General features: G+C 65.3%; 18 protein-coding genes. 9 read left to right on the top strand and 9 right to left on the bottom strand.

Annotated features, from left to right (window positions below; all coding sequences use genetic code 11):
• Nucleotides 1-261 precede the first annotated feature (261 nt).
• Together egtB and egtD are read left to right on the top strand one after the other, a co-directional pair.
• Nucleotides 262-1476 carry an ergothioneine biosynthesis protein EgtB gene (gene egtB / locus H8F01_RS02560; protein ID WP_187059117.1) on the top strand — a complete coding sequence of 405 codons (1215 nt, stop codon included), beginning with the start codon at nucleotides 262-264 and terminating at the stop codon, nucleotides 1474-1476.
• A complete protein-coding gene (egtD, locus tag H8F01_RS02555) occupies nucleotides 1473-2459 on the top strand; it encodes an L-histidine N(alpha)-methyltransferase (protein WP_187057522.1) in 987 nt (328 codons plus the stop codon). The genes egtB and egtD overlap by 4 nt, the downstream gene beginning before the upstream one ends.
• Nucleotides 2460-2474: 15 nt before the next feature.
• Here the strand turns inward: egtD and H8F01_RS02550 are convergent, their stop codons facing one another.
• The 4 genes from H8F01_RS02550 to H8F01_RS02535 all read right to left on the bottom strand — a co-directional run bounded on the left by H8F01_RS02550 (nucleotide 2475) and on the right by H8F01_RS02535 (nucleotide 9713).
• On the bottom strand, nucleotides 2475-3629 hold the full coding sequence (locus tag H8F01_RS02550; protein ID WP_187057521.1) for a calcium:cation antiporter: 1155 nt from the start codon (nucleotides 3627-3629) through the stop codon (nucleotides 2475-2477).
• Between the two features lie 12 nt (nucleotides 3630-3641).
• A complete protein-coding gene (locus tag H8F01_RS02545; protein WP_187057520.1) occupies nucleotides 3642-4064 on the bottom strand; it encodes a VOC family protein in 423 nt (140 codons plus the stop codon).
• Nucleotides 4065-5438: 1374 nt separating this feature from the next.
• Complete coding sequence (gene mfd / locus H8F01_RS02540; protein WP_187057519.1) at nucleotides 5439-8894, bottom strand: transcription-repair coupling factor; 3456 nt, start codon at nucleotides 8892-8894, stop codon at nucleotides 5439-5441.
• 210 nt (nucleotides 8895-9104) lie between these two features.
• On the bottom strand, nucleotides 9105-9713 hold the full coding sequence (locus H8F01_RS02535; protein ID WP_187057518.1) for a GNAT family N-acetyltransferase: 609 nt from the start codon (nucleotides 9711-9713) through the stop codon (nucleotides 9105-9107).
• Between the two features lie 180 nt (nucleotides 9714-9893).
• Here H8F01_RS02535 and H8F01_RS02530 point away from each other — a divergent pair, with 180 nt between their 5' ends.
• Both H8F01_RS02530 and H8F01_RS02525 read left to right on the top strand, forming a co-directional pair.
• The gene (locus H8F01_RS02530; protein WP_187057517.1) at nucleotides 9894-10283 is read left to right on the top strand and encodes an MmcQ/YjbR family DNA-binding protein; all 390 of its coding nucleotides are present in this window, start codon (nucleotides 9894-9896) and stop codon (nucleotides 10281-10283) included.
• Complete coding sequence (locus H8F01_RS02525) at nucleotides 10280-10675, top strand: VOC family protein (protein ID WP_187057516.1); 396 nt, start codon at nucleotides 10280-10282, stop codon at nucleotides 10673-10675. The genes H8F01_RS02530 and H8F01_RS02525 overlap by 4 nt, the downstream gene beginning before the upstream one ends.
• A 113-nt stretch (nucleotides 10676-10788) precedes the next feature.
• On the opposite strand, the gene H8F01_RS02520 is transcribed toward H8F01_RS02525, so the two are convergent.
• The 3 genes from H8F01_RS02520 to H8F01_RS02510 form a co-directional block, all read right to left on the bottom strand.
• A complete protein-coding gene (locus H8F01_RS02520; protein ID WP_187057515.1) occupies nucleotides 10789-11697 on the bottom strand; it encodes a cation diffusion facilitator family transporter in 909 nt (302 codons plus the stop codon).
• Between the two features lie 48 nt (nucleotides 11698-11745).
• Nucleotides 11746-12264, bottom strand: coding sequence for a Slp family lipoprotein (locus H8F01_RS02515; RefSeq protein WP_187057514.1), 519 nt, complete (start codon nucleotides 12262-12264; stop codon nucleotides 11746-11748).
• A 110-nt stretch (nucleotides 12265-12374) separates the two neighbouring features.
• Nucleotides 12375-13256, bottom strand: coding sequence for a 23S rRNA (adenine(2030)-N(6))-methyltransferase RlmJ (locus H8F01_RS02510; protein ID WP_187059116.1), 882 nt, complete (start codon nucleotides 13254-13256; stop codon nucleotides 12375-12377).
• 214 nt (nucleotides 13257-13470) lie between these two features.
• Between H8F01_RS02510 and H8F01_RS02505 the strand changes: the two genes are divergently transcribed.
• The 4 genes from H8F01_RS02505 to H8F01_RS02490 all read left to right on the top strand — a co-directional run bounded on the left by H8F01_RS02505 (nucleotide 13471) and on the right by H8F01_RS02490 (nucleotide 17280).
• Nucleotides 13471-13827, top strand: a complete 357-nt coding sequence (locus H8F01_RS02505) for a hypothetical protein (protein ID WP_187057513.1) — start codon at nucleotides 13471-13473, stop codon at nucleotides 13825-13827.
• Nucleotides 13828-13910: 83 nt separating this feature from the next.
• Complete coding sequence (locus H8F01_RS02500; RefSeq protein ID WP_187057512.1) at nucleotides 13911-15653, top strand: copper resistance system multicopper oxidase; 1743 nt, start codon at nucleotides 13911-13913, stop codon at nucleotides 15651-15653.
• The gene (locus H8F01_RS02495; protein ID WP_187057511.1) at nucleotides 15650-16657 is read left to right on the top strand and encodes a copper resistance protein B; all 1008 of its coding nucleotides are present in this window, start codon (nucleotides 15650-15652) and stop codon (nucleotides 16655-16657) included. Before H8F01_RS02500 ends, H8F01_RS02495 begins: the two co-directional genes overlap by 4 nt.
• An 11-nt stretch (nucleotides 16658-16668) precedes the next feature.
• A complete protein-coding gene (locus H8F01_RS02490) occupies nucleotides 16669-17280 on the top strand; it encodes a c-type cytochrome (protein WP_187057510.1) in 612 nt (203 codons plus the stop codon).
• 311 nt (nucleotides 17281-17591) lie between these two features.
• Here the strand turns inward: H8F01_RS02490 and H8F01_RS02485 are convergent, their stop codons facing one another.
• The gene (locus H8F01_RS02485) at nucleotides 17592-18233 is read right to left on the bottom strand and encodes an NAD(P)-dependent oxidoreductase (protein WP_187057509.1); all 642 of its coding nucleotides are present in this window, start codon (nucleotides 18231-18233) and stop codon (nucleotides 17592-17594) included.
• A 172-nt stretch (nucleotides 18234-18405) separates the two neighbouring features.
• Between H8F01_RS02485 and H8F01_RS02480 the strand changes: the two genes are divergently transcribed.
• Entirely contained in the window at nucleotides 18406-19302 is an 897-nt protein-coding gene (locus tag H8F01_RS02480) for a LysR family transcriptional regulator (RefSeq protein WP_187057508.1), read from the top strand.
• Nucleotides 19303-19306: 4 nt separating this feature from the next.
• Here H8F01_RS02480 and H8F01_RS02475 read toward each other — a convergent pair whose 3' ends face one another.
• The gene (locus H8F01_RS02475; protein ID WP_187057507.1) at nucleotides 19307-20422 is read right to left on the bottom strand and encodes a calcium:cation antiporter; all 1116 of its coding nucleotides are present in this window, start codon (nucleotides 20420-20422) and stop codon (nucleotides 19307-19309) included.
• Between the last annotated feature and the right edge of the window lie 32 nt (nucleotides 20423-20454).

Genomic DNA, 20454 nt, shown 5'->3' with positions numbered 1-20454 from the left:
TGACAAAGCCCGGCCTTGTGCCGGGCTTTGTTTTTGCGCGGTGGATGCTGCGCTGCAGCACGTGACGGCGTTGGCGTTGTCAGCCATTCGCCATCTTCGCATCACACCTTTTGAACGCATGCTCCGGCATGGTGCGTGAATGTCATGGCGCACTGATCGCGGTATGAGTCACTACGAATGGAACAGTCTGGCCGACCCCGCGAACCCACGTTGGGGGCGGCAGTGACGCTGGCGCAAACGGCCGTGCAGGCTGAGGCGCTGATGCTGCGATTCCGGAGGATCCGCTCCCGCAGCATGGCCCTGTGCGCACCGCTGACACCGGAAGACATGATGGTGCAGTCGATGCCGGACGCAAGTCCGGCCAAGTGGCATCTTGCGCACACCACCTGGTTCTTCGAACGCTTCGTGCTGGAGCGCAACGCGGCGTACCGCCCGGCGCATCCGGAATGGCACTTCCTGCTCAACTCTTACTACCAGACGGTAGGACCGATGCATTCGCGTCCGCGACGCGGGTTGCTCTCGCGTCCGAGCGTCGCGCAGATCCGCGGCTACCGCGAACAGGTGGATGAGGAAATCTGCGAGTGGTTGTCGCGTGGCGTCGATGCCACCACGGCGAACATCATCGAACTGGGCCTGGAGCATGAGCAGCAGCATCAGGAGCTGTTGCTCACCGACATCAAGCATGCGTTCTTCAGCAACCCGTTGCTGCCGGTGTATACCGATGTGCTGGCGTCGTCGCCTGCCGCGGCGCCCGTGCCGATGACGTTCGTCACGGGCCGCGAAGGCATCGTGGCGATCGGACATCAGGGCAGCGGCTTCTCGTTCGACAACGAGTCGCCGCGTCACCGCACGCTGCTGCAGCCGCATGCGTTGGCGAACCGACTGGTTACCAACGCCGAGTTTGCCGCCTTCGTGCACGACGGCGGATACGAAGAGCCATCGCTGTGGCTGTCCGAAGGCTGGGACACCGTGTGCCGTGAGCAGTGGCGGCGGCCGTTCTACTGGCAGGACGATCTCGCCAGCGAATTCACCCTCGCCGGCGTGCAACCGATCCATCCGGATGCGCCGGTAAGCCACGTGAGCTACTTCGAAGCCGACGCGTTTGCCCGCTGGGCCGGCGCGCGCCTGCCCACCGAAGCGGAGTGGGAGAGCGCGGCCGCGGCCTTGCCGGTGCAGGGCAACCTGCTCGACGCGATGACCCTGCATCCGCAGGCCGCGGCGACAGGCGCCGGCATGCTGCAGATGTTCGGTGACGTGTGGGAGTGGACGGCTTCGCCCTACGTCAGCTACCCGGGCTTCAAGCCGCTGGCCGGCGCCCTGGGCGAGTACAACGGCAAATTCATGTGCGGGCAGTGGGTGTTGCGCGGTGGTTCCTGTGCGACGCCACGCGAGCATCTGCGCGCGACCTACCGGAATTTCTTTCCTCCCCATGCGCGCTGGCAGTTCATGGGGATCCGTTTGGGACAAGACCGATGAGTGTGCAAGCTTTCGAGATCCGCGACGACGACCGCCGCCCACCTGTCGACGATCTGCTCGGCATCGTGCAGCGCGGCCTGCGCGCACGACCCAAGCGCCTGCCCTCATGGCTGTTCTATGACGAGCGCGGCTCACGGCTGTTCGAAGAGATCTGCGAACAGCCCGAGTATTACCTCACGCGCAGCGAGATCGCGCTGATGGACGGGCACGCCGGTGACATCGCCGAGGTGCTGGGCGAGGACGTTCGCCTGGTGGAATACGGCAGCGGCAACGCGATCAAGACGCGCATGCTGCTGGAGCATCTCCATGCGCCGGTGTCCTATGTGCCGGTGGAGATTTCCCACGAGCCGCTGCGCATCAGCACGCAGGTGTTGAGCGAGCGTTTCCCGAACGTTCCCGTGCAGCCCTTGCATGCGGACTTCACCCGTCCCTTGCGCCTGCCGATTCCGCCGCGCGCGCCGCGTCGTACGGTGATCTATTTCCCGGGCTCCACCATCGGCAACTTCGAGGCGCGCGACGCGGCCGAGCTGCTGCGCAAGATGCGCAACGAGATGGGCGACAACGGCGGCATCCTGATCGGTGCCGACCTGAAGAAGGACACCGCCACCATCGAGGCGGCCTACAACGACAAGGCCGGCGTCACCGCCGAGTTCACGCTCAACATGCTGGTGCGCCTCAATCGGGAAATCGGCAGCGATTTCGATCTCTCCGGCTTCCGCCACCGCGCGCACTACAACGCGATGGCCGGCCGCATCGAAACCTTCCTGGTCAGTGCGCGTGACCAGAAGGTGCGCGTCGGCAAGCAGCAGGTGAACTTTGCGGCGGAAGAGGCCATGCAGGTGGAATACAGCTGCAAATATTCGCCGGAGGATTTCGCTGCGCTGGCCGGAAAGGCCGGCCTGGCCGTGGCCCAGGGATGGCGTGACCCGGCCGGCATGTTCGCCGTGTATTACCTCGTCAGGGCCGGCGCCCGGCCGGCCTGACGTCCGTGCCCGTCGCTACGGGCTGAACACCAGCACCAGGAACACCACGAACATCGACAGGTGCACCGCGCCTTCGAGCATGGTGGTGCGCCAACCCGAGAACGTCAGCGTGCTCAGCACCAGCGTGGAGGTGAGCAGCACGATGCTGGCGGCCGGCAACCCAAGCACCACCGGCTTGCCGGTGAACAGGCCGATGGCGAGCACGGCAGGTACGGTAAGGCCCACGGTGGACGCCGCGCCACCCAGACACAGGTTGATCGCGCGGGTGAGCTGGTCGCGGCGGATGGCGATCAGCGCGGAAATGCCTTCCGGCGTGAACACCAGCATGGCGATGATGATGCCGCCCAGCGAATGCGGCGCGCCGGTGGCGGCGATGCCGTAGTCCAGCACCTTGGCCAGGCTCTTGGACAGGATCACGATGGGCAGGATGTTGATCAGCAACATGAGCAGGTGAAACAGCATTTCACCCTTGCGCGGTCGACGCGGCGGCGCCGGCGGATCGGCCGGGATGTTCTCGTCGGAATCGGAGCGCGGCTCGACGAAATAACCCTTGTGGCGTCCGGTCTGCAGCCACAGGAACAGGCCGTACAGGCCGATGGTGAGGAGGGAGAAGGCCACCGCCTGCACCGCGGTGAGCGAGCCGTCGGATGTCGAGGTGGTGAAGTTGGGCAGCACCAGCGCGATGGTGGCGAGCGGAATGATGACCGCCAGGAAGGCCGACGCGCCGTGCAGGTTATAGGCCTGCTCATGATGGCGGATGCCGCCGATCAACAAGCCCAGTCCCACCACGCCGTTCAACACGATCATCAACACCGCGAACATGGTGTCGCGCGCCAGCGTGGCGGTATCGCCCGCGCCGAGCATGACCGCGGAGATCAGCACCACCTCGATGAGTACGATGGACAAGGTGAGCACCAGCGTGCCGACCGGCTCGCCCAGCAGGCCGGCCAGTTCTTCGGCCTCGTGCACTACGCCGAACGAACCCCAGACGATCACGAAGAACAACCAGGCGAACAGCGACAGGCCGATCTCATGGCGACTCAGGTGCGCCATCCAGTCCGAGCCGAAAATCAGGAACAACGCCACCGTGGCCCACGCTGCGGCGGGACGTATCAACATCCTGGGATTGAACATCGGCTGCCCTTCGGGGCGCGGTGAGTCGAGGGTCATGGTTACTCCGGCTCAGGGGGTGTCTGTCATCAGCTCGCCACCCCATTGCGCAGGGTCGACATCGGCGATGGATTGGGAAAACTTCCAGTGGTGGCCGCCGATGTCCTCGAGGGAATACTGGCGTTCACCATAAGGGTAATCGGTGGGCGGCTGCAGCACCTTTGCATCCGCCGCCACGGCTCGTGCATGGTGCTGGTCCACATCGTCGACATGCATCATAACCGCGTGTGCGTGATCGACTGACCGATCCTCGTGCATCAGTTCAGTGACCACGATGGAGCTGCCTTCGTAGATGAGCTGGACGCGGTGATCGGCGATGCGCAGGCGTTCGCGGAAGCCCAGTGCGCGACATAGCCAGGCAGAGGCCACGAGGACGTCCGGGTAGGCGAGCTCGGGGATGATGATGCCGGGGGGCATGGAGCGGTTGGTGATCATGGGGGATCGCCGGTGGTGTCTTTGGAATGGCGGGAAGATGCGCCTTGGGGTGTGCTTGGTGGGTGATGTTGGTTGTCACGGGGGTAGGGGGCTGCTTTTTCCACCGGGCCCTTTCGGGGTGCTCGGAGAGCCGCCCTGAATCGCGGCGGCTTTGATGGGCGGGGAGGGCGTTAAGGTGAGGGGCAACCTCGCCTCATGGCTTCATAAGCGCCGTCATTCCTGCGAAGGCAGGAATCCAGTGACTTTGCCTTGGGTCTTCGCCTCAAAGGTTCCCGTTACCTGGCCGCTTACGCAGCGGGCGTTCCGACCTCCTGCCGGAGGCCGGGTTACTTTTCTTTGCTTGCCCAAAGTCCCACGGGGATTAGCTGCGCGTCAAAAGTAACCAAAAGAAAGGGGCACCCCATCGCAGCGCTGGCCGGTGAAGCCGGCCAGTGCGTGAGGGTCGGCCGGGCTTTTCGACAGGACCTCCGTGTCCTGTCGAAAAGGGATCGGCATCCTTGCCGATCCCCCTGCGGGCCTTCTCGTCCGCCCCTCACTGCCGCTCAAGGGGGCGGGTAGGTCAAAAGCAGACGGCTCGTGCAGCTGCGCTGCACATCGCGTCGCAGGGCGACGGCCTGTTTAGCGCCGGCTTAGCTTGTCTGTAGGAGCGCACCCTGTGCGCGACCACCTGACGGAGCGGTATCGACATGGCGCTGCGGTCGCGCACAAGGTGCGCTCCTACAGGGGTGTCTCGCACCGTGTGAAGGCTGTTTCTCTCTCACCTCCGTGCTCACCCCAGTCCTCTCCCGAACGGGAGAGGACGAGCGGCAGGTGATGTTCAATGTGAACACCCGAGTGGCAAGGAAGGATGTGCCGCGCAGCGGCACGACGCTCCGCGTTAAGTCCTCTTCGCATCGGCGCGTTGCGAAGCGCTTGGAAGTACCCGCTGTGTAGAGGCGGAGGTTGCCACGCAGCAACGGTCCTCAACCGTTCTGGCTTATCCCATCGGAATGCTGCCAGCCTTTAAGGCCATTTCTTTGGGTTACTTTTCTTTGGGCCAGCAAAGAAAAGTGACTCGGCCTTCGGCAGAAGGTCGAAACGCCCCCGCGGCGTAAGCGGCCAGGTCGCGGCAGCGCGCGAGACCGTAGGCCAAGAGCCAAGGCACTGGATGACCAGCCCTACGGCTGTTGAAAAGCGCCTCCAGCTTTCGCTGGGATGACGGGCAAAAGCGATGGAACGGTGAGGTAAAAAACCAACAACCGAGTCACTGGATCCCGGCCTGCGCCGGGATGACGATGTCGAAGCGGTGAGGCGATCCCACGACCTTCGCCCCTCTTCGGAGCGCCTCCCCAGCCCGTCCCCCGAAGGGAAGAGGGGGAAATCCAAGGCGAAGGATCACCCCGGCCGCCGCGCCCCCAACTGCACCAACACTTCCTGCGCCGCGCGAATCCTCTCCGAAGCCCCAGGCAACTCCAGGTTCACCTTGAGCTTGTCCTGCCCATCCAGCTTGTACACGCGCGGCTGGCCCTGGATCAGGCGGATGATCGCCATCGGATCGAGTTCCGGCTTGTCGCGGAAAGTGATGCGCCCGCCATTGGCGCCGAAGTCGAGCTTGCGGATGCCCAGCGGCGTGGCCATCAGCTTCAGCTGCGCCACGGCGAACAACTGCTTGGCGGCATCAGGCAGCAGGCCGAAGCGGTCGATCATTTCCACCTGCAGGTCACGCAGATGGTCGTGGTTGCGTGCGCTGGCGATGCGCTTGTACAGCGTCAGTCGCGTGTGCACGTCGGGCAGGTAATCGTCTGGGATAAGCGCAGGGAGATGCAGTTCGACTTCCGTCTCGTGCTCGCTGCTGAGGTCGAAGTCGGGCAGCTTGCCGGACTTCAGTGCGCGCACTGCGCGTTCCAGCAGTTCGGTGTAGAGGCCGAAACCGATTTCCTGGATCTGGCCGGATTGCTCATCGCCCAACAGCTCGCCCGCGCCTCGGATCTCAAGGTCGTGCGTGGCCAGGGTGAAGCCCGCGCCGAGCTCTTCCAGCGAGGCGATGGCTTCCAGGCGCTTTTCCGCGTCGGCCGTCATGGCCTTGCGATCCGGCACCACCAGGTACGCGTACGCGCGGTGGTGCGAACGGCCCACGCGACCGCGCAGCTGGTGCAACTGCGCCAGGCCGAAGCGGTCGGCGCGGTTGATGATGATGGTGTTGGCGGTCGGAATATCGATGCCGGTTTCGATGATGGTGGTGCACACCAGCACGTTGAAACGCTGGCGGTGGAAATCCGCCATCACGCGTTCCAGTTCGCGCTCGGCCATCTGGCCGTGGGCGACGCCGATACGGGCTTCGGGGATCAACTCTTCGAGTTCGCGCGCGGCGCGTTCGATGGTGTCCACCTCGTTGTGCAGGAAGTAGACCTGGCCGCCACGCGCCAGCTCGCGCTGGAACGCCTCGCGGACCAGCGCCGGTTCCCACTGCGCGATGAAGGTGCGCACGGCCATGCGATGTGCCGGCGGCGTGGCGATCAGGGATAGATCGCGCAGGCCGCTCATCGCCATGTTGAGCGTGCGCGGAATCGGCGTGGCCGTCATGGTGAGCAGGTCCACTTCGGCGCGCAGCTTCTTCAGCTGTTCCTTCTGGCGCACGCCAAAGCGCTGCTCTTCGTCCACGATGACCAGGCCGAGGTTCTTGAACTTGATCTCCGGCGCAAGCAGTTTGTGCGTGCCGACGATCACGTCGATCTGGCCTTCGCCCAGGCGCTTGAGCGCGTCGTTCACTTCCTTGGACGACTTGAAGCGAGAAAGTACGTCTACTTTCACCGGCCAGTCGGCGAAACGGTCGGCGAAGTTGCGATAGTGCTGCTGGGCGAGCAGGGTGGTGGGCACCAGCACGGCCACTTGCCTGCCCGCCGTGGCGGCAGCAAAGGCGGCGCGCAGCGCGACTTCGGTCTTGCCGAAACCCACGTCGCCGCAGATGACACGATCCATGGCGCGCGGCGCGGCCAGATCCTTCAGCACCGAATCGATGGCCTGTTCCTGGTCGGGTGTTTCCTCGAACGGGAAGCTGGCGCCGAATTCCTCCACCATCTGGCGGTCGATCGGCATGGACTCGCCGCCACGCGCCTCGCGCTGTGCGTAGATGGCCAGCAGTTCGGCGGCCACGTCGCGCACTTTTTCCGCCGCCTTGCGGCGCGCGCGCTCCCAGGCGTCGCCGCCCAGCGAGTGCAGTGGCGCGAGTTCGGGTGCGGTGCCGGTGTAGCGGCTGACCAGGCCGAGCTGCGCCACGGGCACATAAAGCTTGTCGCCCTTGGCGTACTCGATGGTGAGGAACTCGCCCTCCATGCCGCCCAGTTCCATGGAGACCAGGCCCTGGTAGCGGCCTACACCGTGGTCGACGTGGACGATGGGCGCACCGATGGTCAGCTCGGTGAGGTCACGGATGATGCTTTCCGGATCGCGCGCCGCGCCACGGCGACGCTTGCGTTCCGTGCGCACGCGCTCGCCGAACAGTTCGCGTTCGGTGAGTACGGTGAAGGCGGGTTCGTTGAGCGCGAAGCCCTGCTCGAGACCGGCGATGGTGATGGCCAGGCGCAGCTTGTCCGCGCCGCCGATGAATGCCTGCCAGCCGTCCACGGTGTCCGGCTTGAGGCCGGCGCTGGCGAGCTGTTCAATCAGAGCCTCGCGACGGCCGGCCGAATCCGCGGCGATCAGTACGCGCCCGGGGTAGCTCGACAGGAAATGGCGCAGCGAGGTGCCGGGTTCCTCGCCCTTGCGGTTGAGCGGCAGCTCGGGTGCGGGCTGCGTGCCGCTGGGCAGGGCGTGCTCGTGGCCGCTTTCCACCAGCTCCACGCGCAGGCGTTTGTTGAGCTGCTCGCGCAGCAGATCCGGCGGCAGGTAGAGTTCTGCCGGCGGCAGCACCGGGCGTTCGATGTCGTGCGCACGCTGGTCGTAGCGCTCGCCAGTCTGTGTCCAGAACTGGTCGGCCGATTCCATCGAGCCTTCGCCCAGCAGGAACACGGCGTTGTCGGCGAGATAGTCGAACAAGGTGGCGGTCTGCTCGAAGAACATCGGCAGGTAGTACTCGATGCCTCCGGGCGTCACGCCTTCCTTCATGTCCTGGTAGAGCGGACAGCGACGCACGTCGATGGGGAAGCGTTCGCGCAGGCGCGTGCGGAAGTCCTTGGCGGCGTTCTCGGTCAACGGGAACTCGCGCGCAGGCAGCAGTTCGATGCGCTCCACCTGCTGTTGCGAGAGCTGCGTTTCCGGGTCGAAGCTGCGGATGGATTCCACTTCGTCGTCGAACAGCTCGATGCGGTACGGTTCCACCGAGCCCATCGGGAAAATGTCGATCAACGCACCGCGCACCGCGAAGTCACCCGGTTCACCCACTTGCGGCACGTTGCGGTAGCCGGCGGCTTCCAGGCGTCGTTGTTCGGCGGCAAGGTCGAGCTTCTGTCCCTTCTTCACCACCAGGCCGGCGCCGGTGATGTGGCTGCGCGGGGCGATGCGCTGCATCAGCGTGGCGATGGGCACCACCAGCACGCCGCGCTGCACGTTGGGCAGCTGGTACAGCGTGGAGATGCGCTGGGAGACGATCTCCGGGTGCGGGCTGAACACGTCGTAGGGCAGCGTTTCCCAGTCGGGGAAATGCAGCACGGGGAGATTGCCCGCGAATACGCGCAGCTCGTCTTCCAGTGCGCTTGCCCGCTGGGTGTCGCGCGTGACGGCCACCAGCAGGCCCTGGTGCGTGCGTGCGGCTTCGGCGACCAGCAGGGCGCGCGATGAGCCGTGCGGCGACGTCCAGTAACGGCGTTGCTTGGGGCTGGTGGGCAGGGAAGGGTGGGGAATCGACTTGGTCATGCGAACCCGGCTATCGATGGCGTGGCGTCCGGCCTCGCCCGGAAAGCGGGCAAGTGTAACGCGGCCGCCCCGGACAGGGCCGGGGCGGTTTCATGTCTTTCGATGTGGGAGCGCCTCGTGTGCGCAACAACCCCTCGGGGGCATCGGCCGTGTCGCCGTGTGCAGTCGCGCACAGGGTGCGCTTCCACAGGGAAACGACCGTAGCAGGGGTCAGAGCTGCAGCGAGATCAGCGTGGTGCCGGGTTCGTCCGGCGACAGGCGGCGCACGAAGCCCAGTTCCTTGCACAGGTGCAGCATGGGACGGTTTTCCAGCAGCACGTAGCCCCAGATCTCGCTCAGGCCACGGCGGCGGCAGTCGTCCACCAGACGCTGCATGAGCAGGGCGCCCAGGCCCTGGCGGGTCCATTCCGGCTCCACCAGCACCGAGAACTCGGCGTTGTTGGCCGAGCGGTCCACGAAGATGCGGCCCACGCCACGCAATTCTGCCGGACGCACCGTCTCGTCCATCAGCACGTAGGCCGTTTCCAGGGCGGGGTCGATGTGGGTCAGGCGGTAAGCCAGCGAATCAGGCAGTTCCCCCATGGAATGGAGGAAACGCCGACGGATGTCCTCCGGTGACAGCCGGGCGAACTGGCGCTTGAGCGCGGCAACGTCGTCGGGTTCGATGCCGCGCAGGTACAGCTCGCGACCATCGTGGGCCTGCACCCGCTCGCCCCTCGGCTTGGCCACTTCCACCAGACGAGGGCGCACGAACCGCTCATTGCTCCGCGCGGGAACCAGTGCGTGGCGGCTGTTCAAGTAGTCGATGGCTGGGCTCATATCCGTACTTTACCGTATTGTGTGCACCGCAACATGAACAAAGGGTCTTATCCATAAAGGATTTTCGTGGCGTCTTGTCGCACCGCACGGCTTTCCGACCCGATCCGGTTGGGACGGCTCGCCGCGCCGGGGCAGAATGCGCCTTCCCGGATCGGGCGGCGTTGAAGGACGGTGAAATCCATGGCAGCTGCGTCCAAAGGCATCACCCCTCGGCAGGCGGAGCGGCTTTGCGCCGCGTGGCCGGGCGTCACCACGGACATCAAGTGGGGCGCCGAGCTGGTTTTCAGCGTGGGCGGCAAGATGTTCCTGGTCATGCCCGAGAACGGAGGCCGGCTGGCCTTCAAGGTCGAGGACGAACGTTTCCTCGAGCTCAGCGACCAGCCGGGTATGATCGCCGCCCCCTATCTCGCCCGTGCCCGCTGGATCCAGGTGGTGGAGCCACAGCGTTTCGCCACGAAGGAACTGTCCGAGCTCATCCGCACGGCTTATGGACTGATCCGCCGCAAGCTCACCAAGAAGCTGCAGGCGGAGCTGGGCGAGTGGCCGCTCCCTGAGGAAAAACACACGTGAAGCAATACATCGGCAGCATCGCCCTCGTCGTGGCCGACTACGACGAGGCCATCGACTGGTATACCCGCGTACTCGGCTTCACCCTGGTGGAGGACACCGACATGGGCGGCGGCAAGCGCTGGGTGGTGGTGGCGCCGCCGGGCTCCAGCGAAACGCGCCTGTTGCTGGCCAAGGCCACCAACGCCGGGCAATCGTCGCGAGTGGGTGACCAGACCGGCGGTCGCGTGTTCCTGCTGCTGCACACCGACGACTTCTGGCGCGACTACCGTCGCATGGACGCCGCTGGCGTCACCTTCTGCGAAGCGCCGCGCGATGAGGCTTACGGCACGGTGGTGGTGTTCCAGGATCTGTATGGCAACAAGTGGGATCTGCTGCAGTTGAAGCAGGATTGATACGGAAGTTCCCACTGCAGGAGCGCACTGGTGCGCGACCGGAACGCAGCGGCTTCCACGCCTCGCTGGCTGGTCGCGCACCAGTGCGCTCCTACAGAAAATCAGTGGCGGCTTCAGTCAGCGATATCCGGCTCGAAGAAGCTCCAGCGGATATCGGGGAACTGCGTTTTCATGGCGTGTTCGACGCTGTTGATCGCCTGGATCAGCGAGCTCTGGTCAGGTGCGGGTGCCATGCGCGCCTTCACCGCCACCATCACGTCCGGACCCATCTGCAGGGTGATCAGGTTGAGCACCACATCCACTTCCGGGCGCGCATTGATGAAGGCGATCAGTGCTTCGCGGCGCTTGGGTTCCACGCCCTGGCCAATCAGCAGGTCCTTCACCTCGCTGGCCACGGCGATGGACACCACCATCAGCAGTGCACCGATGACGATGGTGCCGATGGCGTCGTAGAGCAGGTTACCGGTGATCATCGTGGCCAGCACGGCCACCAGCGCCACGCACAGGCCGAACAAGGCGGCGAGGTCTTCGCCGAAGATCACCAGCAATTCGCTGGAGCGCGTTTCATGGAACCAGCGCCACAGGCTGCGGCCGTCCCGGGCCTTGTTCACTTCCGTCAGGCAGCCGCGCATGGAAATGGATTCGGCCACCACGCCGAAGGCCAGCACACCGATGGCCAGCCACGGCCACTTCAGCGGCTCGGGGTGGTTGAGCTTGTGGATGCCCTCGTAGATCGAAAACATGCCGCCCACGCTGAACAGCAGTATGGCCACGAGGAACGACCAGAAGTACAGGGCGCGGCCCCAGCCCAGCGGGTATTCGTCGGAGGCCGGACGATGCGCCTGGCGCATGCCCAGCAGCAACAAGCCCTGATTGCCGCAATCGGCCAGTGAGTGCACGGCCTCGGCCAGCATGGCGCCCGAGCCGGTGATCAACGCGGCAACGAGCTTGCTCACGAAAATGGCGAAATTGGCGCCGAGGGCAAGCAGGATGGCCCTCAGTGAATTGGCTTGGCCGGACATCGTTCCATCCTTTGGACGAGGGAAAGCAGTTTAGCCGGCCAATTTCCCTCAGTGAATGACGGCGCCCACACCCACGCCGAAACTCACGTTCGACTTGCCGGCGTTCATTTCGTCGGGGGTCCAGCGATGCGACTGGGCCACGCTGACCAGCGGGTAGACGTAGTTGGCTTCGCCGACCTTGCCGTCACGCGAGCCGGCGATGTGGCCGGTGAGGGTGACCAGCGAACCGGTCGGGTAATCGAACGATTCCACGTAGCCCGGCAACACGGCGATGAAACGGCCCCAGCCACCGTGGTTGGCCACCTTGGGACGTTGCGAGCTGTCCAGCGGGTAGCCCACGATTTCCACTTCGCTGTGGTCGGCCAGGTTGTGCACCTCCACCACCTGGCCGCCCCAGATCACGTCGGCGTTGGCGAACTGGCCGGGCGATTGCGACACGATGTCCGGCGAGGTGACCACCGTGGTGGGCGAAGGCTTGTAGATCGGTGCCGGCGCACAGGCGGCCAGCGCCAGCAGGCCAAAGGCGGCGGCGCCGCGCAGGAGAATGTGAGTGAGGTGCTGGTTCATGGCCGGTTTCCCCGAATGTTGGTTCGAGCCTAAGGCGAACCCTGGTCGGTGTCACCTTAGCGGGCTGGCCGGGCAGAAGGTGTTCGGCAGGTGGACGCGGGCCGCGGTGTTCAGCTGGCGCTTTCTTCCACCAGCCAGTCCAGGCGCCACTGCGCCGGACGTTCCTGCGACAGCAGCGGTGCCATGGCGCGCAGAGAGTCACGCAGGGCATCGTCCAGCTTCCAAGGCGCATTGAGGATGACCATGCCCGAACCGTTGAGGCGCAGCGGCGAGTCATCCGGATGCACCAGCAGCTCGGCACGCAGCACGCGACGCGCGCCGCAGCGCTGCAGCCAGCGGTGGAACGGCTGCACCTGGCTGCGCAGCTTGATCGGGTACCACACCGCGTAAACGCCGGTGGGCCAGCGCTCCAGCGCGGCCTTGATCGACTGCTCGATCACGCGGTACTCGGATTCCTGTGCCTCGTACGGCGGATCGATCAACACCAGACCGCGCTTTTCCTTCGGCGGCAGCAGCGCCTTGAGCGCTTCGTAACCGTTTCGATGATGCACGTGCACGCGGTGGTCGTGATGGAACAGTTCCTTCAGGCGCGTTGCCTCTTCCGGGTGCAGCTCGCACAGCTGCGCGCTGTCGGTGTCCCGCATGGCGTTCGCCACCTGCAGCGGCGAACCGGGGTAGAGCTTCAGGCCGTGTTCGTTGCCGGGCAGGCGCAGGATGGCGTCCAGCCAGCGCCGCAGCAGCGGGGGCAGGGTGCCGGCGTTGGCGTTGCCCTGGTGCAGGTCGGGGAACAGCAGGCGCGCGATGCCGTCCTTGTATTCGCCGGTCTTGCCGGCCTCGGCGCTGTCCAGCGCATAGCAGCCGCTGCCGGCGTGCGTGTCGACGAAGGCGAACGGCGTGGACTTCGCCTGCAGCGCCTCGATCAACGCGAGCAGCACGGTGTGCTTGAGGACATCGGCGAAGTTGCCGGCGTGATAGGCGTGGCGATAGTTCATGGCAAGGGGACGCGCCGTAGGGTGGGTCATTATAGGTGACCGGGTGGGGCGATTCCCCTGTAGGAGCGCACTTGTGCGCGAGATCCTGCAAAGCGTCGGCCACAAGGCATGGCGGTCGCGCACCAGTGCGCTCCTGCAGGAGACATCGGCGTCAGGCCGCCTGGAGCCTGCTCCAGAGTTGAGGCACCGCTCCGGCGCGACTATCCTCGGCCCCATGACCCGCCACCTGTTCCGTCATCTACGCCGTTGCCGCGCCTTGCTGGTGCTGGCCCTGTGCGCGTGGCTGACGCTGTCCAGCGTGGCCTGGGCCATGCCCCGGCATGACGATTGCTGTCCCTCGTCAGGGGCCATGGGCGTGATGGCCATGCAGCATGTCGCGCCGGATCACGCCGCAGGCCATGCGTCGACGCTCGCCTCCGACAGCTGCTGCACCCACGTGCCGGCCTCGGTGCCCGCGTCGGCGGTGCCGCACGTGCTGCACGTGCAGGCGGCAGGTTCCCTCTGGCAGGCGCGCCGCGAAGCTGCCCCGCAACCCGTCTACGAGCCGCCGCTGCGGCCACCGGTCGTCTGATCTCCCGTTGATCGCAACGGGCCGGCGTGTACCGGCCGATTCGATGCGCCTGCGTCGTGGGCGCACCTGACGGAGTCAAGGCAATGAACAAGCAGGAACCGCGCGGCTTTCAGCTGCCGCGTCGGCGTTTCGTACAAGGATTGGCGCTCGGCGGAGTGGCTGCCGGGTTGGGCTTGTGGCGCGGCAATGCGCTGGCGCAAGCGGCCGCTCCGCGAGCGGAATTGCGCGGCAATCACTTCGACCTGGAGATCGGCGAGCTGCCGGTGGATTTCACCGGAACGCGTCGCGTGGCGACCGTGGTGAATGGCCAGCTGCCGGCGCCGCTGTTGCGCTGGAAGCAGGGCGACACGGTGACGTTGCGCGTGCGCAACCGCCTCAAGGTGGCCAGCTCCATCCACTGGCACGGCATCGTGTTGCCGGCGGATATGGATGGCGTGCCGGGCCTGAGTTTCGATGGCATTCCGGCAGGCGGCGAGTACACCTATCGGTTCACCGTGAACCAGTCGGGCACCTACTGGTACCACAGTCATTCGCGCTTCCAGGAACAGACCGGCCTGTATGGCCCCATCGTGGTCGAGCCGCGCGACGGCGAGGGCCATCCGGCGGATCGCGACTATGTGGTGATGCTCAACGACTGGACCGATCTTGATCCGGAAACCATCTACGCCAATCTCAAGAAGCAGAGCGCCTACTACAACGTCGGCAAGCGCACCGTGGGCGATTTCGCGCACGATGCCGGCAGCGAAGGCATCGCCAAGGCGCTGGCTGACCGGCGCATGTGGAACCAGATGCGCATGGATCCCACGGATCTGGCCGATGTCTCGGCGGTGGCCTATACCCATCTGGTGAATGGCTGCACGCCCGCGGGCAACTGGACGGGCCTGTTCAACGCGGGGGAAAAGATCCGCCTGCGTTTCATCAACGGCTCGTCCATGACGTTCTTCGACGTGCGCATTCCTGGCCTGAAGATGACGGTGGTCGCCGCCGACGGTCAGGCCATCGAGCCGGTTACGGTGGACGAGTTCCGCATCGGCACGGCCGAAACTTATGACGTGATCGTGCAGCCGTCGGCGGATCGCGCATGGACCATCTTCGCGCAGAGCATGGACCGTACCGGTTATGCACGTGCCACGCTGGCGCCGCGCGCCGGCATGACGGCAGACGTACCGGCGCTGGATCGCCGTCCGCTGCTCAGCATGGGCGACATGATGGGGCAGATGGATCATGGCGGCATGGATCACGCCAGCATGGGGCACGATATGGCCGGCATGGACATGATGGCGATGCCCGGCATGGCGATGTCGCATGCGGGCATGCAGGATCCGTCATTGAAGACCGGCCCCGAGGTGGACATGCGCGTGCCAATGCCGCGTACCAACCTCGACGATCCTGGCGTGGGCTTGCGCGATAACGGCCGCCGCGTGCTCACCTACGCCGACCTGCATGCCGTGGACGCGCCCATCTCGCCCAGTGTGGATCGCGAGCTGACCCTGCGCCTTACCGGCAACATGGAGCGCTATCTGTGGTCGTTCGACGGCAAGCGCTACTCGGGTGCGGAGCCGCTGCGCCTGCGCCATGGCGAGCATGTGCGCATTGTGCTGGTGAACGACACCATGATGACGCATCCCATCCATTTGCACGGCATGTGGAGCGAACTCGAAGCGCCCAATGGCACGTTCCAGGTGCGCAAGCACACCGTGATGGTGCAGCCGGCGCAGCGCCTGGCCTATCGCGTGAGTGCAGATGCGGTGGGACGCTGGGCTTACCACTGCCACCTGCTTTATCACATGGAAGCGGGCATGTTCCGCGAAGTGGTGGTGGCATGAGCAGCACACTTTCGCGCTGGATTGTCGCCAGCCTTGGCGTGCTGCCGGTGGCAGGCTTTGCGCAGGCCGTGGCTATGCAGGACATGCCGGGCATGGCGATGTCACCGCCACAGGACAGCCATGCACCGGCGCACCAGCATCACGTCGCCGCACCGGAGAAAACCGATGCGCAGCCTGCCGCCATGGATCACACGGGCCATGACATGACGGGCATGCAGGCCATGCAAGGCCACGATATGTCCGGGCATGACATGCAAGGCATGGATGCAAAGGCCTTGCCGCCGAACGACCACATGCCGCCACCGCCGCCGCAATCGGTGCCGCATGACATGACCCCGGCGCAGATGAACGCCATGATGCAGATGGACGACAACGCATCGCTGGGCATGTTCACGCTCGATCGGCTCGAGCGCAGCCGCAGTACCTCGGGCGACTACGCCACCCGCTGGGAGGCCGAAGGCTGGTACGGCAATGCCATCAACCGGCTGTGGCTGAAGACCGAAGGCGAGCGCGATGACAGCGGTACGCAGGATGGGCGCGTCGAGGCGCTGTGGAGCCATGCCTTTGCGAGCTTCTGGGACTGGCAGCTCGGTGCGCGCCACGACTTCGGGCAGGGGCCGGATCGCCAGTGGCTTGCTGCCGGAGTGGAAGGGCTTGCGCCTTACTGGTTCGAAACGCAGGCAACGTTCTATGTTGGCGAAGAAGGGCGCACCGCGCTGCGGCTGGAGACCAGCTACGACATGCGCTTCACGCAACGCCTGATCCTGACGCCCCAGGTGGAGCTCAACTTCTACGGCAAGGACGACCCGCGGCGAGGCATTGCCTCCGGGTTGTCGAACGTGGAAGCAGGGCTGCGTCTGCGTTACGAGATCAGCCGCAAGTTCGCGCCCTACGTGGGCGTGAACTGGACACGCCGCTTCGGCAGTTTCGACAACGAGCCTGGCGTGCCTGACGTGCATGCGCGGGAAACCACCTGGGTGGCTGGCGTTCGCATCTGGCTTTGAGGTAAACGGCGATGAAAAAGACCATGACGATCGTGGTGCTGGTGGTGGTTCTGGCTCTTGCGGGTTTGGCGGCCTTCGTGGTGTCGGGTAGCTACGACATCGGGGCGGACAAGCCCCATTGGGCGTTGACGGAGCGCGTGATCGGCACCTTGCGTGACCGCTCCATCGAGCGTCACGCCGACGGCATCAGCGTGCCCGACCTGGATGATCCGCAGCGTATCCAGCGAGGCGCGGAGCATTACGCCGAGATGTGCACGTCCTGCCATCTCGCGCCGGGCCTGTCGCAGACAGAGCTGCGCAAGGGGCTTTATCCGCAGCCGCCGGATCTGTCGAAGCACGGCGTGCATGATCCCGCCGAAGCGTTCTGGGTGATCAAGCATGGCGTGAAGCTCACTGCCATGCCGGCCTGGGGCCGCAGCCACGACGATGCAGCCATCTGGGACATGGTGGCTTTCGTGCGGAAGCTGCCGGCGATGGATCAGGCCGCGTTCGAGGCTGCGGCGGGCAGGGCAGCGGATGATGGTCATGGTGGGCATGAGCACCACCATGACGATGATGGCGCGCAGGGCGGTGACGATCATCATGAGCACGCCGACGAGCATGATCATGAGCACATGCACTGAGCACATCCAAGAGGCTGCTCACGATCTTGAGGCGGCATGGCAACTACCTCACCGTCATCCCCGCGAAAGCGGGGATCCAGCGACTTTCGACTTTCCTGTGCGTGCCCAAAGGCACTGGATCCCCGCTTTCGCGGGGATGACGGTGAGGGATGAGCGCACGTTGCCGCGAAGCCGAACGGTGATCGCTAACTGGCTCTGACCAGCGCCGACCAGCGGTGTTTTGTTGGCAGCTCCAAAGCGCGACAAGAACAGCGCGACCAGAACAGCGCGACAAGAACGGCGGATAGCCCAAGGCCATCCGCCGCAGACGATCAGTAAGCCACCGTAATGCGCTGCTTGCGCGCATCGTTCTTGGCGACGCGGTCGAGCAGGGCCACGGCGTAGTCAGGCACGCTGATGTGGCTCTTGCCGTTGGCGTCCACCAGCAGCTGGTCGCCGCCCACGCGATACTTGCCGGTGCGCGGGCCATCTTCGAGCAGGGCGGCCGGGCTGATGAAGGTCCACTCCACGTCACCCTTGTACTGGCGGAACACGTCCAGTGCCTTGGCCTGGCCAAGTGCTTCGGGCTTCCACGCTTCGGGGAAGTTCGGATCGTCCACCACCAGCACGCCCGGCGCGGCTTCCAGCGAACCGGCGCCACCCACCCATACCAGGCGCTTCACGCCGGCCTGGGGCAGTGCCTCGAGCACGGCGGCGGCCTTGGCCGGGATGGCATCGTTCGAATTGTCGCGGCGGGCCGAGATGCTCACCACGACAACGTCGCTGCCACGCACGGCATCCAGCCAGGTTTTCGGCTCTGCGATGTCGCCGACCACCACCTTCACGCGCGGGTCGGGGTTTGCCAGGCGCGAGGCGTCGCGCACGATGGCGGTGACGTCGTCGCCGCGTGACAGGGCTTCGTCGAGGATGGCGTGGCCGACATGGCCGGTCGCGCCGAACAGGGCGATCTTCATGGATGGTGCTCTCCAGCGGGGAAAAGGGGAGTGCGGCGGACGATGACGCGCGGGGCGTGAACGATCCGCCTGCAGTGGGAACAGGCGCCATGATGCGCCTGCGATAGATGCGGATAAACGCATCAAAAGGTAATTCACTGTAAAGTTTCACTTGACAGTCAGGAGGACCGGCATGGCCGACGTCAATCTCAACCGTTTGTCCGTGTTCGTGGCGCTGGTGCGCGCGGGCTCGTTCACGGCGGCCGCCGACGTGCTGGGCATGACCAAGGCGATGGTGAGCCAGCACATCGCGCGCCTGGAAAGCGAACTGGGGGTGACGCTGCTCTCGCGCAGTACGCGACGCATGACGCTGACCGAAGCCGGTGCCACTTTCCACGCAGCCTGCGTGCGCATCCTGGCGGAGGCGGAGGCGGCCATTGCGCAGGTGGGGCAAGGCCAGGAAAAGCCCAGCGGCACGCTGCGCCTTACCGCCACCGGCGACTACGGCACGGTGGTGGTGGCCCCGGCGCTCGCTGCGTTCCTGCGCGTGCATCCGGACATCCAGGCCGATCTGGTGCTCACCGATCACATGAGCGACCTGATTGCCGAGCGGTTCGACATGGCCATCCGCATGGGCTGGCTGCGCGATTCCAATCTGCGTTCGGCACGGCTGGGGAGCTTTCGCCAGCTGATGGTGGCCTCGCCCGATTACCTGGCGCGCCGCGGAACACCGCGCGTGATCACCGATCTGGCCTCGCACGACTGGGTGGCGCTGGCCTTGCTGGCGACGCCATTGCGCTGGACGTTCACGGCACCTGATGGTTCACGTCGCACCGTGCGCATGCGACCGGTTGCGCAGGCCAACAACGTCACGGCGACGCACGCGCTGGTGCAGCACGGCGCGGGTGTCAGCGTGCTGCCGGATTACCTGGTGACCGACGATATCCGCGAGGGGCGACTGGTAGTGCTGATGGCGCAGTACAGCCTGCCCGACTGCGGGATTTACGCGGTGTATCCGGGACGCCAGCCGCCGGCCAAGGTGCGTGCCTTCATCGACCACATGCGCGCGACGGTCGCCGCGCAGGGCTGAGCCATCAGCCCTGGAACATGTAGAACAGGTAGGCCACGAACAGGATCAGGTGCACGCCACCCTGCAGCACGTTGGTGTGGCCGCTGGAGAACGTCACCAGGCTCACCGTGAGGGTGAGCAGGAACATCACCAGGTCGGTGTGCTGCAGCCCCAGTTCAATGGGATGTGCGGTGAGATGGCTGATCACCAGGATCGCCGGGATGGTCAGCCCGATGGTGGACAGTACCGAACCGAGGAAGATGTTCACCGAGCGCTGCATGTGGTTGCCGCGCGCTGCACGCACTGCGCCGATGCCTTCCGGCGTGGCAACCAGCACGGCCATCACCAGTCCCGCCAGCGCGGCGGGCTTGTGCAGCGTCTCCACCACGTAATCCACCGGGTGGGCGAGCTTTTCGGCCAGGTAGACCACGGGCACCATGTAGGCCAGCAGCAGTGCCGCGTGCAGCAGGCTGCGCGCGGTGCCGCCACGCACCACCAGCGCGGCCTCGTCCTCGCTGCTGTCGTCCGCGGCGAAATAGGCGCGGTGACGTCGCGTCTGCAATCCCAGGAAAGCGACGTACAACCCGGCGCAGATCACCGCCAGGAAGACTTCCTGCGCAAAGGTGAGCACGCTCAGCCCGTGGCTGGCGAAATTGGGCATGACCAGCGCGAGGATGCCCAGCGGAATCACCACGCCGAGGTACGCATTGGCGCCCTGCAGGTTGTAGTTCTGCTCGCGATGCCGCCAGCCGCCGGCCAGCAGCGAGAGGCCGACCATGCCGTTGAGCACGATCATGGTGACGGCGAACAACGTGTCGCGCGCCAGCGTGGGGTTGTTGTCACCGTGCAGCATGATCGCGGTGATGCTGATCACTTCGATGGCGGTGATGGACAGCGTCAGCACCAGCGTGCCGTAAGGCTCGCCCAGGCGTTCGCCCAGGCGCTCCGCATGACGTACCACGGCAAGCGCGGAACCCAGGATCACCGCGAACAGCCACGCGAACAGGATGGTCAGCCATACGGGCTGGTCCAGGCCTTCAAGCAGGCGCGGACCGGCCAGCAGGAATGCGATGGACGTGGCAACGCTGATGGCAAGAAACCATTCGCGCCGCAAGAGCCTTGGGAAACCGCCCGACGTCATCGACCGTCCCTCCCCGAACCATCCTGAAGCGA

Origin of the sequence: Dyella telluris (assembly GCF_014297575.1) — a bacterium.
Lineage (GTDB): Bacteria > Pseudomonadota > Gammaproteobacteria > Xanthomonadales > Rhodanobacteraceae > Dyella > Dyella telluris.
The sequence above is the reverse complement of the archived record's forward strand: the minus strand, read 5'-3'. Positions and strand labels throughout refer to the sequence as shown.